Below are 16417 nucleotides of genomic sequence, written 5' to 3'. Positions count from 1 at the left end.
CCGGCGGCCGCGGCGGGCCCGGTGGTTCCAGCGGTACCCGTGGTGCCGGTGGTCCCGTGATGGCGCTGATCCGCGGGGCGGCCGGGCCCGCCGGTCCCGGTCGGCTCCGTGCTCCGGGGATGTCCCCGGAGCACCGCCGGGTCCCCGCCCCCGGCTCAGCTCTGGTTGAAGAAGCCGCCCTCGGTGGACCGGCCGGCGGCCTCGCCACTGACGATCTTCGTATCGGACGGGGTCAGCAGGAAGACCCGGTTGGCGACGCGGTCGATCGATCCGCGCAGCCCGAAGATCAGCCCGGCGGCGAAGTCCACCACGCGCTTGGCGTCGGCGGGCTCCATGGACGTGAGGTTGACGATCACGGGGATCCCGTCCCGGAACATCTCGCCGATGCCGCGCGCGTCCCGGAAGCTGTCGGGTGTGATCGTCGCGATCCGGCGGCTCTTCGCCTGTGCCGATTCGGAGGCGACCCTGACCCTGGGGTCGGTCACCCATGCCTCGGCGGGAGCCGGGGACTCGGCGCCCTCCGTGTAATCGTCGTCGTAGTAGCGGTCGTCGTCGTTGTCCTCGACGAGCCCCAGCCAGGCACTCGCCTTGCGTACCGATCCCATGGACGCCTCCTTTCGCCGCGGTCCTTCTGCGTTCCGCCCCCCTATCGTCGTCCATGATGTGGATCGTGCGCCAAGTGGATAGTCGGCGCAGAGGGCATTCGTGACGGTACTGGTGCAGAAGTTATGGCGGTTCGTCAGGGTTCCTCCTGCGTACGGCTGCTGACAGAATGAAAATAGTAAGTCTCCAGCCGTATGGGTGACGGCGGGGGCGTACGGGTGAAAGTACCGCTCGCTACGATGCCTGAGGCGCCGCCACACACCGTCCGGCGCCGGTGAACGAGGCTCGGGGGAGCACCGTGTTCGGAATAGTCAGGCCCTGCGCGCACCGTCTCTCCGAGGGGCTGAGGGCGGAGTGGACGGCACATCTGTGCGGGCTGTGCCTGGCGCTGCGCGGGGACCACGGACAGTTCGCACGGATCGCCACCAACTACGACGGCCTGATCGTCTCCGTGCTGACGGAGGCTCAGGCGGAGCGGCCCACCGGCCACCGGCGCACCGCGGGCCCCTGCCCGCTGCGCGGGATGCGCACCGCGCCCGTCGCGCGGGGCGAGGGCGCCCGGCTCGCGGCCGCCGTCTCCCTGGTGCTGGCCTCGGCGAAGATGCGGGACCATGTCGCCGACCGCGACGGGCTCCTGGCGCGCAGGCCGGTCGCCGCGGCGGCCCGCCGCGTCGCCGCCCGCTGGGACCGGGCCGGCGCCCGGACCGGAGCCGCCCTCGGATTCGACACCGCGCTCCTGGTCGACGCCGTCGGCCGGCAGACCGGGATCGAGGCGCTCGCCGGTCCGGGTACCCCCCTGCTCACCGTCACCGAGCCGACCGAGACCGCCACCGCGGCGGCCTTCGCGCACACCGCCGTGCTCGCCGGGCGACCCCGCAACGCCGCGCCGCTCGCCGAGGCCGGCCGCCTCTTCGGACGGCTGGCCCATCTCCTGGACGCCGTGGAGGACCGGGAAGCCGACGCGGCAGCGGGTGCCTGGAACCCGCTGGCCGCCACCGGAACCACCTCCGAAGAGGCCCGCAGGCTGTGCGACGACGCCCTGCACGGGATACGGCTCGCCCTGCGCGACGCCGACTTCGCTGACGGCCGGCTGGCCCACGTACTGCTCGCCCACGAACTCGGGCGTTCCGTGGACCGGGCCTTCGGCGGGAGCTGCGCCCACGGGGCACCCGGCCCCTTCGGCCCGCCGCCACCGGGATTCGACCCCGGCGCACCGCAGGACGACGCACCCGGCGGGCACGACGGGCACGACGGGCACGAGAAGCGTCCCGGGCGGGGCCTCCTCGCGGGCTGTGCCGTCGCCACCGGGCTCTGCTGCACCTGCCAGGTCTGCTGCTCATCCGAGTTCGAAGGCCCCTGGTCGCGCCGGAAGCGCGAGGGCTGCTGCAACGACTGCGACTGCGACTGCAGTGACTGCGGCGGGTGTGACTGCAGCGGGTGCGACTGTGACGGCTGTGACTGCTGCTGTCCCTGTGACGGCTGCTGACCGCCGTACGGTGCTACTTGATCTCGGGCGGTGAGATCCGCGACTCCTTGATCCCGGACGGCACGGTGCCCCACTTCCGCAGGATGCGTTCGTACGTACCGTCCTTGATCAGCCGGTTCACCGCGGCCTGGAAGGCGGGCGCCAGCGGGGTGCCCTTCTTGAAGGCGAAACCCACGTCGAGCCGGTGGAACTCGTTGAGGAACCTCAGCCCCGGCTGCTGTTCGACCGCGAAGCGCAGGCCGTTGATGGTCGACATCACGACATCGCTGCGACCCTGCTGGAGCGAGCCCCAGAGCGCGGCGGAGTCCGCGTACGTCTGGACCGTGTACTCCTTCTTCCCTGCCGCGGCGCACCGCTTCTTCTGCGCCTCCAGCGTCGCCTCGAAGGTGGTGCCGGCGCCGGTTGCCACCTTCAGGCCGCACAGCTGCCTCAGATCGGTGACCTTTCCCAGCTTGCTGTCCTTGCGTACGGCGAAGCCCTGGCCGTCATTGATGTAGGTGACGAAGTCGATCACCTTGCGGCGCTCGTCCGTCACACCGAAGTTGCCCACGCCCAGGTCGAACTTGCCACTGTCGAGCGCGGGCAGGATCGTCTCGAAACCGGCGGCCTCGCGCTTCAGGTCAAGACCGAGCGTCCGCGCGGCGGCATCCGCGAAGTCGATGTCCTGGCCGGCCATGGTCTTGCCATCGGGCAGGTAGCTGGTCCCGGGCGGGGCTCCGCCCACGGCGGTCGCCATCGTCAGGGTGCCCCGTTTCCGTACGCCGGCGGGGAGCAGAGCGACGGCCGCCCGGTCCGGGTGGACGCCGGACACGACGTCCCGGGTCGGGAGTGCGGCCGACTTCGCCACGGACCGCGATCCGCCGCCCGTTGTCGCGGGGTCGCCCGAACCGCAGGCCGTCAGGGCGAGAGCGGCCGCGGTGATGAGGACTGAGGCAACGCCTCTTCGGGTCTTGCTCATGACGTCGGACTCCAGACGCGTACGGCACGACAGCCGTCATGGCCTGACCTGCGGGCGCTGAGCACGGGCGCCACAGGGCAGGAGGGAACGGCGGAAGGGCCCACAGGGAAGGGCGGACAGAGGGGTTCGGCGAGGGGAGGGTGAAGGCGAGGGGTGAGTAACGCTGCGCGGTGAAGACGTGAGGGATCAGCGCGACGCCGTGGCGCGTGCGGGACGGGATCGCGTGAAAGAGGCCCGGTGGGGCACAGGGGAGAGCGAAGGGTTACGCGGCAGGCTGAGCAGCGTGAAAGGAGCGGAGGTCAGCTCAACAGGAAGAGGACCACACTCGACCGAAGTCGATGTGGGAGCGTGTGACCAGCCACTGCTGCGGATGCATGGCCCAAGTGGAACAGGCATCCGTTTCCCCGTCAACTGCCGTAAGACGTAACGCCCACACTGTGGACACCCTTGACAGCGCAACCTGCGGGCGCCGTACTCTCGGCGGTGGACCGTGCTGAGGGGCTCGGTCCACCGCTGCATCGCGTGAAGGCATCACCGTGTTCGATCTCTGCATCCACGGAGCCTTCTCATGTCCGCGTCGTCAGACACCCTTTCCCACTTCTCCCAGGCGCCGCCGGCGGACGACGGCCCGGTCCCGCGTATCGTGCCGGTCCGCCGGACCGGCCAGTGGGCTGCGGCCGCCGTGGTGCTGGTGCTGCTCGCAGGGGCCCTCACCTCCGTCGTCCGCAACGACGCCTTCCAGTGGGGTGTCGTCGGTGACTACTTCGCCACCACCGCCGTACTGCGCGGACTCGGACTGACCCTCTGGCTCACCGCGGCCGTCATGATCCTCGGCTTCGCGCTCGGCACGCTGCTGGCCGTCATGCGGATGTCCGTCAACCCGGTTCTGCGCGCGGTCGGCTGGGGATACATCTGGCTCTTCAGATCGACGCCGATCCTCGTGCAGCTGCTGTTCTGGTTCAACATCGGAGCGCTCTACCCGCAGATCCTGGGCGTCAGGACCGTCAACCTGCTCGGCCCGGTCACCGTCGCCATCGTCGGGCTGACCCTGCACGAGGCGGCCTACGCCGCCGAGGTCGTCCGCGGCGGCATCCTCTCCGTCGGGCGCGGGCAGACCGAGGCGGCCGAGTCGCTGGGGCTCGGACGGTGGCGCAGGCTGCGGCGGATCGTGCTGCCGCAGGCCATGCGCGCGATCGTGCCGCCCGCGGGGAACATGCTCATCGGCACGCTCAAGGGAACATCGATCGTCTCCGTCATCGCCGTCCAGGACCTGCTCTACTCGGTGCAGCTCGTCTACCACCGCACGTACCAGGTCATCCCGCTGCTGCTGGTCGCCACGCTCTGGTACGCGGTCGTCACCTCGGTGCTCACCGCGGGCCAGCACTACATCGAGCGGTACTACGCGCGCGGTGCCCGGTGACGGCGTCCATCGCGGTGGTCGGCGCCGGGCCGCGCGGGACCGGAGTCCTGGAGCGGCTCGCCGCCAACGCCCCCTCGCTGTACGGGAATCAGCCCCTCGACATCCACCTGGTCGACCCCTACCCGCCGGGCGGAGGGCGGATCTGGCGGCAGGACCAGTCCCCGCTGCTGTGGATGAACTCCATGGCGGCGGACGTGACGATGTTCACCGACGCGTCCGCGGACCCGCTGGCAGGGCCCGTGCGCCCGGGCCCCGACTTCGCCGAGTGGTCCGGGGCCGACCCGCAGTCCTTCCCCACCCGGCGGGAACAGAGCGGCTATCTGCGCTGGGTGTACGAGCAGGCCGTGGCCGCGCTGCCGCCGGGCTCCACGGTGCGTGAGCACCGGGCCCGCGCGGTACGGATCAGCGGCCCCGCCGACGGCCCCCAGCAGGTGTGGCTGGAAGGGGTGGCCGCTCCGGTCACCGCCGACCTCGTCGTGCTGACCCTCGGCCATCTCGACGCGGGACCGGACGCGGAACAGCAGGAGCTGGCCCGGTTCGCCGGGCGGCACGGGCTCGTACATCTGCCGCCCGCCTACACGGCCGACGACGACCTGTCGGTGCTCCCGGCCGGCGAACCGGTCGTCGTCCGCGGCTTCGGGCTCGCCTTCGTCGACCTGATGGTGCTCCTCACCGAGGGGCGCGGCGGGCGGTTCGACGCGCGGGGGGAGTACCTGCCGTCAGGCCGGGAGCCGGTGCTGTACGTCGGATCACGGCGCGGGGTGCCGTACCACTCCAAGATCGGCTACACCTGGACCGGCGAACGCCCGCCGCTGCCGCGCTACTTCGGCCCCGAACAGGTGGACGGGCTGCTCGCCGGGGACGGACCGGTCGACTTCGACCGTGATGTACGGCCGCTCATCGACCGGGAGCTCGGATTCGCCCACTACCACCGGCTCTTCACCGCACACCCGGAGCGCACCACCGTCGACTGGCCGGTCTTCGACGAGAAGTACGCGGCGGCGGCCACGGCCCCGGAACTGGCGGCGCTGGCCGCGGACGCCGTTCCCGACCCCGCCGACCGCTTCGACCCCGCGGCGCTCGACCGGCCGCTGGACGGCGTACGCCACGACTCGCCCGACGCGCTCCAGGAGAGCCTGCGCGGCTACATCGAGGCCGATCTCGCCCGCCGCCACGACCCCGCGCACAGTCCTGACCTGGCGGTCTTCCTCGGACTCCTCTCGGTCTACGGGCAGTTGCCCCGCCTCGGCGACACGGGGGATGGCGGTGCCCGCTGGCACGGATTCTTCAGCTATCTGGCGTCGGGCCCCCCGGGGCCGCGGCTGCGCAGCCTGCTCGCGCTCTCCCGCGCCGGTGTGGTGCGCTTCCTCGGCGCGGACATCACCGTCTCCGCCGACGAGAGCCGCGGGGTGTTCAGGGCAGGCAGCGCGAGCGTGCCCGGGGAGACCATCGAGGCCCGTGCCCTGGTCGAGGCGAGACTGCCCTCGCCTGCGCGCACCCACAGCACCCTGCTGAGCGCGCTGCACGAGGACGGCGCCCAGTCCAGCGCGACGGGGCTGCTCGTCGTGGACCCGGCCGACGGGCGGGTCGTGGAGCGCGGCACAGGACCGCACCCGCGGCGGTTCGCGCTCGGCCCGCACACCACGGCCCGCTCGGCGGGCGCCTTCGCCAGGCCGCACACCAACGCCCCCGCCTTCCGGCAGAACGACGCCACCGCGCGCGCCGCCCTCACCCTCCTCAAGGAGACCGCACGATGACAGCGAGCCCGGCCGGCACGAGTACGGCCGCAGCAGACCCGGCCGCAGCGGATCCGGCGGACGCCGGACAGGCGGGGACGCCGGAACCTGCCCCCGCCATGGTCGAGATCAGGTCCGTGCACAAGAGCTTCGGCGCCGTCGAAGTGCTGCGCGGCATCGACCTCACCGTCAGGACCGGCGAGGTCACCGTCGTCCTCGGCCCGTCGGGCTCGGGGAAGTCGACGTTGCTGCGGACCATCAACCACCTGGAGAAGGTGGACCGCGGCTGGATCAGTGTGGACGGTGAACTGGTCGGCTACCGCCGCTCGGGCGACCGCCTGTACGAGCTGCGGGAACGCGAGGTGCTCAGGCAGCGCACCCGGATCGGCTTCGTCTTCCAGAACTTCCATCTCTTCCCGCACCTGACCGTGCTGGACAACATCACCGAAGCCCCCGTCGCCGCCCTCGGGAGGCCCAGGAAGGAGGCGGAGGCGGTCGCGGCGGAGCTGCTGGCCAGGGTCGGGCTCGCCGACAAGGCGTCCGCCTACCCCGGCAGGCTGTCCGGCGGACAGCAGCAGCGCGTGGCCATCGCCCGCGCGCTCGCCCTGGAGCCCCGCCTGCTCCTCTTCGACGAGCCGACATCGGCGCTCGACCCGGAACTCGTCGGCGAAGTCCTGGACGTCATCAAGGACCTGGCCGCCCGGGGCACCACGATGATCGTCGTCACCCATGAGATCGGCTTCGCCCGTGAGGCCGCCGACACGGTGGTCTTCATGGACGGCGGCCGGATCGTGGAGCAGGGCCCGCCATCCGCCGTACTCGACCACCCGGAGCACGAGCGTACCCGCGCATTCCTCTCCAAGGTCCTGTGAAAGGACTCCTGATCATGGCAGTGCCCCGCCCCCTCCACCTCGCCGCCGAGATCGGCGGGCCGCGCCCGCAGTACGACGCCGGGTACTACACCGGCCTCGCGCTCCTCGCCGAGCGCGGCACCCTCGACTTCGTCACCCTCGACGATTCCTTCGCCGGGCCCGGGCCCGACGCGCTCGCCGTGCTCGCCCGGGTGGCGCCCGACACCGGGCGGATCGGCCTCGTGCCGGCCGTCACCACGACCCACACCGAGCCGTTCCACGTCTCGTCGGCCGTCGCCACGCTGGACTGGGTCAGCCGCGGGCGGGCCGGCTGGAGCGTCGCGGTGTCGGACACCGCAGCCGAGGCCGCCCTCTTCGGCCGGCGCGAGGCCGCGGCCGGCGAGGACCTCTGGCACGAAGCGGGCGAAGTGGCCGACGTGTCGGCCAGGTTGTGGGACAGCTGGGAGGACGACGCCGAGATCCGCTCCGTGGCCACCGGACGCTTCATCGACCGCGACCGGCTCCACTACACGGATTTCACCGGCCGTACGTTCTCCGTCAGGGGCCCCGCCATCGTCCCCAGACCGCCCCAGGGCCACCCGGTCACGGTCGTCGACGGAACAGGCCCTGCGGCCCGCGAGGCGGCCGTCCGGCACGCCGATGTCGTACTCGTCCGCGCCGGTGACCCGCTCACCGCCCGAACGTTCAGGGAGGAGATCAGGAACCGGGCCGCCGCCCTGGGCCGCAGCCCCGACCAGCTGCGCGTCCTGGTCTCGCTCCCCGTCGAACTGCACACCAGCGCCGACGCGGTGGGGCTCGCCCGGCTGATCGCCGACTGGTACGCGCAGGACGCGGCCGACGGCTTCCATCTGCGCCCCGCCGACGTGCGGCGCGACCTCCCGCTGATCGTCGACGGCACGGTCCCGCTGCTCCAGCACCACTGCCTGCTGCGCCGCTTCTATCCGGGTGCGACGCTCCGCGAGCATCTCGGGCTGGCCCGTCCCGCAGGCCGGTACGCGCGGGGCGGCGGCAGGACACCGTCACAGCCGCCGCACGCGCAGGCCCCGCACGCGAAGGACGCAATCGCCGGAGGGCGGCCGTGACCGCACAGCAGAAGCAGATCCATCTCGCCGCCCACTTCCCGGGTGTCAACAGCACCACCGTCTGGACGGATCCGCGCTCGCGGAGCCAGATCGACTTCTCCTCCTTCGAGCATCTCGCCCGGACAGCCGAACGCGGCAGATTCGACTTCTTCTTCCTCGCCGAGGGGCTGCGGCTGCGCGAGTACCAGGGGCGGATCCACGATCTGGACGTGGTGGACAGGCCGGAGTCGATCACCCTGCTCAACGCCCTGGCGGCCGTCACCGACCGGCTGGGACTGGCGGCGACGGTGAACGCCACCTTCAACGAGCCGTTCGAGCTCGCCCGCAGGTTCGCCACCCTCGACCACCTCAGCGGCGGCCGGGCCGCCTGGAACGTGGTCACGTCGTCGGATGCCTTCACCGGCGAGAACTTCCGGCGCGGCGGCTATCTCGACCGCGCCGACCGCTACACCCGCGCCGCCGAGTTCGTCGCGACGGCGCGTGAGCTGTGGGACTCCTGGACCCCCGGCGGCAGCCCGCGGCCCTTCGCCCACTCGGGCCGGCACTTCGACATCGCGGGAGAGTTCACCGTCCCGCGCTCTCCGCAGGGCCATCCGGTCGTCATCCAGGCCGGTGACTCGGACGAGGGCCGGGAGTTCGCGGCCTCGTCGGCCGACGTGATCTTCACCCGGCACGGCACGCCGGAGGCCGGCCGGGCGTTCTACGCCGACACCAAACGCCGGCTGGCGAAGTACGGCCGCCGGCCTTCGGAGCTGAAGATCATGCCGGGTGTCAGCTATGTCCTGGGCGACACCGCGGCCGACGCGGTGGAACGGGCGGCGGCCATCCGCGAGCAGCAGGTGTCCCCGCAGAACGCGATCCTCGCCCTGGAGCAGATCTGGGGGCGGGACCTCTCCTCGTACGACCCGGACGGACCGCTGCCCGAGACCGGCCCCGAACCGGAGTCCGACCACGTCCAGGGCCGTGTCCGGGTGGCCGATCCGCAGGCCGTCGCCGCGAAGTGGCGGGCGCTCGCGCAGGAGAAGGGGCTGTCCATCCGTCAGACGGTCATCGAGACCACCGGCCGGCAGTCCTTCGTCGGAACCCCGCAGGAGGTGGCTTCCGAGATGTACGAATGCGTCCGGACTGACGCGGCCGACGGGTTCATCCTCGTCCCGCACCTCACCCCGGGCGGTCTCGACGACTTCGTGGACCGGGTCGTGCCACTGCTCCAGGAGCGGGGTGTGTTCCGCACCGAATACACCGGTTCGACGCTCCGCTCGCACCTCGGTCTGGCCGAGCCGGTATGGAAGGGTTGATCACATGACAGAACGAACGGGCAGAACCGGCGGACCGGACCCGGTGGCCGCCGCCCACGAGGCGGCCACCGGGCCGGACGGCTGGCAGGCGTGGCACGAGCAGCGCACCGCGACGGTCTCCGCGCCCTACGGGCCGCTGGCCCTCACCGGCACCCACTGGCTGGACGACGCGCAGGCGGGGAGGATCCCGGCCGTCGCCGGTCACTGGGAGGCGACCGGCGACGAGGTGGTGCTGACGGCCACCGATGAGGACGGCCTCACGCTCGACGGGAAGCCGTTCACCGGCCGTGTCGCGCTCACGGCCGACCACACCCCGCCCGCGGAGGCGCGCGTGGCCCAGGGGGACAAGCGGCTGGCCCTGGTGCACAGGGAGGGGCTGTGGGCGGTCCGCGTCTGGGACCCGGAATCCGGGAACCGGCGTGCCTTCGCCGGGATCGGGGCCACCCCGTACGACCCGGACTGGGTGCTCCCAGGGCACTACCGGCCGTATGCGGCGAGCCGCACCGTCCAGGTCCCCAACGCCGACGGCCGCGACCGCGGGCTCGGCCTCGCCGGTGAACTCGCCTTCCGGCTGGCGGGCGTGGAGCACACGCTCCAGGTCGCGCAGGAGGAAGACGGCTCGCTGTGGGCGGTCTTCGCGGACGCCACCAGCGGGACGAGCAGCTACCGGTTCCGTTTCCTGCGGCCGTCCGCACCGGCCGCCGACTCCACGGTGACGGTGGACTTCAACCGCACGCTGCTGCCGCCCTGTGCCTTCGCCGAGCACTTCATCTGCCCCTTCCCGCCGCCGGGCAACACCCTCCCGGCCGCCATCGAGGCGGGTGAGCGCACTGCGCTCACCCGATGACCCCACCAGCCGGCGGCCCGCCCGGCCGAAAGGCGCTCTTGCGCCGGACGGCCGGGTCGCGTTGTACTCCCGGCAGCGCGCTTGTCAGGGACACGGCGTAAAAATCGCCGTCGTGTCCCGGCCTGCGCCTCATGGGTCCACCCACCCAAGGACCCGCGGATTCTCTTCCGGAGGAACTGATATGAGGATCAAGCGCATCACCCCCCACAGCGGCCCCGCGAGACGTGGCCGGCTGATCGCCGTCGCGTCCGGCCTGCTGGTCGCGGCCGCGCTCACCGTCCCCAGCGCCCACGCCGACCAGGCCACCACGTACACCCCCCAGCAGCTGACGGCCGCGAGCAACGCCGTGCAGAGCGCGGACGTGGCGGGCACCGCGTGGTACGTCGACAAGGCGACCGGCACGCTGGTCGTCACCGCGGACAGCTCGGTCTCCGCTGCGGAGATCAGCCGGATCCAGAAGGGGACCGGGGCGAACGCGGGCGCGATCCGCGTCAAGCGCACCACCGGCACGTTCAACAAGCTCCTCAAGGGCGGTGACGCCATCTACACCTCGCAGTGGCGCTGCTCCGTCGGCTTCAACGTACGCAGTGGTTCCACCTATTACTTCCTCACCGCAGGGCACTGCACCGAGGGCTCTCCCGCCTGGTACACCAACTCCTCCGGCTCCACGAGCATCGGTCCGACCACCGGGACCAGCTTCCCGGGCAACGACTACGGCATCGTCAAGTACGCCAACACCTCCCTGGCGCACGACGGGACCGTCGGAAGCCAGGACATCACCAGTGCGGGCAACCCCACGGTGGGCCAGACCGTGACCAGGACCGGATCCACCAGCGGCACCCACAGCGGCAAGGTCACCGCGCTGAACGCCACTGTCAACTACGGCAGCGGTGACGTCGTCTCCGGACTCATCCAGACCACGGTCTGCGCCGAGCCCGGTGACAGCGGCGGCCCCCTCTACGCGGGCTCCAAGGCCCTGGGTCTCACCTCCGGTGGCAGCGGTGACTGCACATCGGGCGGTACGACCTTCTTCCAGCCCGTCACCGAGGCCCTGAGCGCCTACGGGGTCAGCGTCTACTGACCGGCCCTGTGACCGCCGGCCGGCCCGTGCGCCGGCGCGGCACCCGCTGACACAGCAGTGGAAGAGCCCCCGTCCGGGATTCCGGGCGGGGGCTCTTGCGCGCTTTTGAGAGGATGTCAGCGGGGAACGGGTAGTTCATGGGAGGCGGGGGCGTATGAAGCGCATCGGAGTGACCGGGCACCGCAGCATTCCGCCCGGGGTCCTCGCCCATGTGCGGGAGGAGCTGCGCGCGCTGCTCGCCGGGTACGCGGGTCCCCTGGAGGCGCTCTCCAGCCTGGCGGCGGGCGCCGACCAGCTCTTCGCCGGTCTCGCGCTCGACTACGGCGCCCGGCTCACCGCGGTCATCCCCAGCGGCGACTACGAACTCGGTTTCTGCGACCCCGGAGAGCTGGCCGGGTACCGCCGGCTCAGAGGGCGGGCCAGCCGGGAGGTCAGGATGGACTTCCCGCACTCCACGGACGAGGCCTACTACGCGGCAGGCACCTACATCGCCGACCGGTGCGACCGGCTGGTGGCCGTCTGGGACGGCCTGCCCGCCCGCGGTCTCGGCGGTACGGGAGACATCGTCAGCTACGCCCTGGCGGCGGGGAAGCCGGTGACGGTCATCTGGCGCGAGGGCGTGAAACGTGACTGAAAATCGGCGCTGCCCCGGCCCACGCCTCCGGGGCCGGGCGGGGCGTGACGGTGATGGCCGTCAACTCCCGTGCCGGGACAGCCAGTCGGTGTACTGGGGCGAGACGACCCGCTCGGTCTCGTAGACCGCGGCCGACCACTGCTTCTCGGTGAGGGGGCTCTCCATCTCCAGGTGCAGCGCCTTGAGTTTCTCCTCCACCAGCGCGTGCGCCGATATGAGCGGCTGGTGCCTGCGGAACTCGCTCCAGGCCACGCCGGACGCGGCTGCGGCCGATACCACGGCGGCGACCTCGGTGTTCTCGACGACGGAGAGGGCGCGCAGCACCCCGAAGGCCAGGGCGACCAGCGTGAGCAGGGCGAAGGCGCTCGACCACAGCAGAGTGGCCCCCTTGGACACCTCCTGCTTGCGCCGGTACCAGTTGCGCTGCTCGATCAGCCGGTCGCGTACGTAGGTCTCCCTGCGGACCTCGAACGGCCTGGCCCGCAGAGCACGCATCTGATGGGTTATCAGGTCGGTGCCGGGAGACTCCTGGTCCCAGCCCACCGTGCGCAGTTCCTGGAGCTGTTCGCCGACGCGACTGGTGAACAGCGCGTCCACATCGGGCGATCCGGCGTCGAAGGGCGCGCCGTGTACCGCGTACCGCCAGCACATGGACTTGATGAAGTCGGCTGCGGAGCGGTTGAGTTGCCACTGGGCCTTCGCCTTGCGGCGGGAGGTGCTGAAGGTGAGCAGCAGTACCCCCGCGTAGGCAAGCGTCGTCAGGACGCCGACGGCCTGGAAGCCGCCCCCGAGCTCCGCCCGCCACGGCAGTGACGCCATGGCGGCGCCCACCACCAGGAGCACCAGCTGGGCCCGGGTGGAGCCCACGGCCTCACCCTGCCTGGCGATGGCGTGCGCGTCGGCGCGGTGGAACAGCTCGGGCAGGTCGGCATTCCGGAAGACGATGCTGCGCTCCGGGCTCCGCTCAGGACCTGGGAACGGCGTCACATGAACCCCCGTCTGCGACTTCAGCCTTCACTCTTTAGATGGAATGGCGTCTTCCGGAATTGTGGAACGCACTCTGTGCGACGTTCTTGTTGCGTCCGGTCGCGCTCAGTTGCCATCAGTCTGCATGAGAGTAAAGTCGACCCGCCGACACTGCAACGGTGCAAGTATCGGCATTCCTGCCCATGTCCAGAAAACATCCCTCAAGGACGGCCTCACCATGTCCGTAACTTCAGCCTCCTCCGCCGCTGCCCAGAAGCCGCGTGTCCCCCTGGCCGAGATCGATGTGCGCGGTACCGAGGCTGTCAAGCAGCTCGGCCGGGTTCTCTCCACCTCGACCGGCCGCCCGATGAGGGCATCGACCTTCAATTCGGCGCTCTAGACTGGTGGAATGACAGGACCCCTGGTCCCATTCCGCGAGATCGTCCTCAAGGTCCACAGCAGATGCGATCTTGCCTGTGACCACTGTTATGTCTACGAGCACGCCGACCAGAGCTGGCGCACTCGGCCCAAGGCCATCTCCGACCGGGCGATCCACTGGACGGCTCTGCGACTGGCGGAGCACGCCAGAACCCATGACCTGCCCTCCGTGTCAGTGATCCTGCACGGAGGGGAGCCCCTGCTGGCAGGCCCCGCCCGCCTGCGCCGCGTCTGTGAGGAGCTCACCGGGGCCCTGGCAGGGACCGCCGAGCTCGACCTCCGGATCCACACCAACGGCCTTCAGCTCAGCCCCCGGTACCTCGACCTCTTCGAGGAGTTCCACGTCCGGGTCGGCATCTCCCTCGACGGGGACCGCGCATCCAACGACCGGCACCGCCGCTTCGCCGACGGCCGCACCAGCCATCCGCTGGTACTCAGGGCCGTCGAGCTGCTCCGCCAGGACCGGTACGCCCCTCTCGACCTCGGTCTGCTGTGCACCATCGACGTGCTGAACGACCCGGTCGCCGTATACGACGCGCTGACCGCCCTCGGCCCCCCGCGCATCGACTTCCTGCTGCCGCACGCGACCTGGGACGACCCCCCGCACCGGCCCGGCGGATCACCGACCGCCTACGCCGACTGGATCCTGACGGTCTTCGACCGCTGGGACGCGCAGGGGCGGCCGGTCCCCGTGCGGCTCTTCGAGTCGGTCATCTCCACGCTCAACGGCGGCCCGAGCCTCACCGAATCCCTCGGTCTTGCCCCCACCGACCTGGTGGTCGTGGAGACCGACGGCACGCTGGAGCAGGTCGACTCCCTCAAGAGCGCCTACGAGGGTGCCGCGTTCACCGGATTCGACGTCTTCAGCCACACCTTCGACGAGGTCGCCGCCCACCCGGGCGTCCGTGCCCGCCAGCTCGGCCTGGCCGGTGTCGGCGAGAAGTGCCGTGAGTGCCCCGTGGTGCGGTCCTGCGGAGGCGGCCTCTACACCCACCGTTACCGGGCGGGCTCCTTCGACCAGGAGAGCGTCTACTGCGCCGACCTGGAGGCCCTGGTCCGCGGCATCGAGAGCCGCACCGCGGCGGCCACCACCTCGCCCGCGCTCACCGATCCGGGCGAGCTGGACGCCGGGCAGCAGGAGCTGACGCGCACCCTGCTCGCGGCGGTGCACGCGGAACTCGCGGGCCGCGGCGGCGACGATTGGGCGCGGGCCTGGGAGCTGGCGGGCGCGGTCGAGCAGAGGTCCGACGGGCTCGACACGGTGCTCGCCCACCCCTACACCCGGACCTGGCTGCTCAGTTGCCTGGACGCCCTGCACGAAGGGCGGCCCGGAACTCCGGGCAGGCTCGCCGCCCATGTCGCCGCCGCTGCGCTGCGGGGCGGGCTCGACCTGCCCGTCACCGTGGCGTACACCGGCGCCCTGCTGCACCTTCCGACGTATGGCGCGTTACGCCTGCCCGGGCCCGCCGAGAGCGGCCGGGCCGAGGTCCGCCGTGCCGAGAAGGGCTTCCTCGTCAGGACCGCGGGCGCCGAACTGCGCGTTCCACGCCCGGACGAGGCCGCCGACGGCTGGCAGCCGGTGCGCCGGACCGACTGCGACGGTGCCCCCGATCTCGCACTGGACGATCTCGACCCGTACCGCGACTGCTTCGGCACACCGGCCGGTCCGCGTCTGACCCTGGCCGGAGCCGCCGGCTGGAGCCGGCGCTTCGCGGAGACCTGGTCCGCGCTGCGCGCCGCTGTCCCCGTCCACGCCGCGGACGCCGCAGCCCGCCTCACCACCGTGACCCCGCTGGCCGCGGGGGAGCCGGCCGTCGGCCGGCACGGCCACGGGGCCATCGGTGTCTCCCTGCCGGGGCTCACCCCCGGGGGGCTGCTGCGCGCGGTGCGCAGGACGAAGCTGCGGGCGCTCCTGGACGTCACCGACCTCTACGCCCAGGACGGCTCCTGGCTGCACCGGGTGGCCTGGCGGCAGGCACCGGTGCCGGTTTCGGAGCTCTTGTCCTGCGCCTACGAGGGCGTGGCGCTCGCCGCGTACGGGGGTGAGGACCGTGCGCGGACCCTGGCGCACACCCGGCAGGCGCTGGAAGCTCTGGAGGGCGCGGCCGAGCTGACCGTCAGCGGCAGGAGCCTGGTCGCCGCCCTGTGGGGCGAGTGGGAGGAGACGGCCCGTGGCTGAGGCAGCCGGGCCGGCCGCCGGGCTGAGAGCGCTCGGTGTGACCGAGGGGACGACGCTGCTGGTGCACGCGGCGCTCGGCGGCACCGGACTGGACGCGTGCACGCTGCGCGACGCGCTCCTGGAAGTGCTGGGCGCGGACGGGACGCTGGTGGTCCCTGCCTTCACCCCGGAGAACTCCACGACGTCGGACGCCCATCTGCGGCAGACCGCCGGACTCACCCCCGGCGCGCGGGCCCGCTTCCTCGACGCCATGCCCGCCTTCGACCCCGCCACCACACCGTGCCCGGGGATGGGCCGGCTGGCTGAATGTGTCCGGCTCTCCCCGGGCGCGGTACGCAGCGGGCATCCGCAGACCTCGTTCGCCGCGCTGGGCGCACGCGCCGAGGAACTGGTAAAGGGGCATCCCGCCGATTGCCATCTCGGAGAGGAATCCCCGCTGGGCAGGCTGGCCGGCTCCGGGGCCGAGGAATTGATGATCAATGTGGGATTCGGCGTGTGCACCTCCTTCCATCTCGCCGAATACCGGATTCCGGATATCCCCGGGAGGCTGTACCGGTGCGTGGTGAGTACAGCAGGCCGGCGCGAGTGGTTCGAATACCGCGATATCGAACTGGACGACAGTGATTTCGAACTGATCGGTGCGGATTTCCCCCGCGAGAGGATGCGTGAGGGGAAGCTGGGTAACGCGGCCGCCATGGTGTTTCCGATCAAGGACGCAGTGGCGCACGCGATGAAGTGGATGACCGAAAAGCGGCGTTGATTGACCGAACGTCGACGGGGTGGAGACTCTTCCCTCCGGAATGATGTCTTCATGGAC

15 protein-coding genes are annotated in these 16417 nt (G+C 71.5%); 12 read left to right on the top strand and 3 right to left on the bottom strand.

Annotated elements, in window-relative coordinates:
- Nucleotides 1–155: 155 nt before the first annotated feature.
- Nucleotides 156–605, bottom strand: coding sequence for a cell division protein SepF (locus OG917_RS07200; RefSeq protein ID WP_328316705.1), 450 nt, complete (start codon nt 603–605; stop codon nt 156–158).
- 296 nt (nt 606–901) lie between these two features.
- Between OG917_RS07200 and OG917_RS07195 the strand changes: the two genes are divergently transcribed.
- Complete coding sequence (locus tag OG917_RS07195) at nt 902–2089, top strand: DUF5685 family protein (protein WP_328316704.1); 1188 nt, start codon at nt 902–904, stop codon at nt 2087–2089.
- A gap of 13 nt (nt 2090–2102) precedes the next feature.
- Here the strand turns inward: OG917_RS07195 and OG917_RS07190 are convergent, their stop codons facing one another.
- Nucleotides 2103–3047: an ABC transporter substrate-binding protein gene (locus OG917_RS07190; RefSeq protein WP_328316703.1), complete on the bottom strand. Its 945-nt coding sequence runs from the start codon at nt 3045–3047 to the stop codon at nt 2103–2105.
- Between the two features lie 568 nt (nt 3048–3615).
- Between OG917_RS07190 and OG917_RS07185 the strand changes: the two genes are divergently transcribed.
- From OG917_RS07185 to OG917_RS07150, 8 genes are all read left to right on the top strand, one after another.
- Complete coding sequence (locus tag OG917_RS07185; protein WP_328316702.1) at nt 3616–4467, top strand: amino acid ABC transporter permease; 852 nt, start codon at nt 3616–3618, stop codon at nt 4465–4467.
- Entirely contained in the window at nt 4464–6224 is a 1761-nt protein-coding gene (locus OG917_RS07180; RefSeq protein WP_328316701.1) for an FAD/NAD(P)-binding protein, read from the top strand. The genes OG917_RS07185 and OG917_RS07180 overlap by 4 nt, the downstream gene beginning before the upstream one ends.
- A 98-nt stretch (nt 6225–6322) precedes the next feature.
- The gene (locus tag OG917_RS07175) at nt 6323–7075 is read left to right on the top strand and encodes an amino acid ABC transporter ATP-binding protein (RefSeq protein ID WP_328321706.1); all 753 of its coding nucleotides are present in this window, start codon (nt 6323–6325) and stop codon (nt 7073–7075) included.
- Between the two features lie 14 nt (nt 7076–7089).
- Nucleotides 7090–8157 carry an LLM class flavin-dependent oxidoreductase gene (locus OG917_RS07170; protein WP_328316700.1) on the top strand — a complete coding sequence of 356 codons (1068 nt, stop codon included), beginning with the start codon at nt 7090–7092 and terminating at the stop codon, nt 8155–8157.
- Nucleotides 8154–9455 (top strand): NtaA/DmoA family FMN-dependent monooxygenase, encoded by a 1302-nt coding sequence (locus OG917_RS07165; RefSeq protein WP_328316699.1) that lies wholly within the window; start codon nt 8154–8156, stop codon nt 9453–9455. The genes OG917_RS07170 and OG917_RS07165 overlap by 4 nt, the downstream gene beginning before the upstream one ends.
- Nucleotides 9456–9459: 4 nt before the next feature.
- Nucleotides 9460–10302 carry a DUF1684 domain-containing protein gene (locus OG917_RS07160; RefSeq protein WP_328316698.1) on the top strand — a complete coding sequence of 281 codons (843 nt, stop codon included), beginning with the start codon at nt 9460–9462 and terminating at the stop codon, nt 10300–10302.
- Between the two features lie 181 nt (nt 10303–10483).
- Nucleotides 10484–11383 carry a S1 family peptidase gene (locus OG917_RS07155; protein ID WP_328316697.1) on the top strand — a complete coding sequence of 300 codons (900 nt, stop codon included), beginning with the start codon at nt 10484–10486 and terminating at the stop codon, nt 11381–11383.
- Between the two features lie 154 nt (nt 11384–11537).
- Nucleotides 11538–12017, top strand: coding sequence for a hypothetical protein (locus OG917_RS07150; RefSeq protein WP_328316696.1), 480 nt, complete (start codon nt 11538–11540; stop codon nt 12015–12017).
- Nucleotides 12018–12077: 60 nt separating this feature from the next.
- On the opposite strand, the gene OG917_RS07145 is transcribed toward OG917_RS07150, so the two are convergent.
- Nucleotides 12078–13004, bottom strand: coding sequence for a DUF4231 domain-containing protein (locus tag OG917_RS07145; RefSeq protein ID WP_328316695.1), 927 nt, complete (start codon nt 13002–13004; stop codon nt 12078–12080).
- Between the two features lie 217 nt (nt 13005–13221).
- On the opposite strand from OG917_RS07145, the gene OG917_RS07140 reads away from it, so the two are divergent.
- Genes OG917_RS07140 through OG917_RS07130 form a run of 3 tightly spaced genes read left to right on the top strand, consistent with a single transcriptional unit; the run spans nt 13222 to nt 16360 of the window.
- Entirely contained in the window at nt 13222–13383 is a 162-nt protein-coding gene (locus OG917_RS07140; protein ID WP_328316694.1) for an FXSXX-COOH protein, read from the top strand.
- 9 nt (nt 13384–13392) lie between these two features.
- Nucleotides 13393–15600 carry a radical SAM/SPASM protein FxsBH, inactivated beta-hydroxylase extension form gene (gene fxsBH / locus OG917_RS07135; protein WP_328316693.1) on the top strand — a complete coding sequence of 736 codons (2208 nt, stop codon included), beginning with the start codon at nt 13393–13395 and terminating at the stop codon, nt 15598–15600.
- A gap of 37 nt (nt 15601–15637) precedes the next feature.
- A complete protein-coding gene (locus tag OG917_RS07130; protein WP_328316692.1) occupies nt 15638–16360 on the top strand; it encodes an AAC(3) family N-acetyltransferase in 723 nt (240 codons plus the stop codon).
- Nucleotides 16361–16417 lie beyond the last annotated feature (57 nt).

The sequence above is a fragment of the Streptomyces sp. NBC_00388 genome (genome assembly GCF_036061255.1).
Classification (GTDB): Bacteria; Actinomycetota; Actinomycetes; order Streptomycetales; family Streptomycetaceae; genus Streptomyces.
This window is presented reverse-complemented; position numbering and strand designations above follow the sequence as displayed.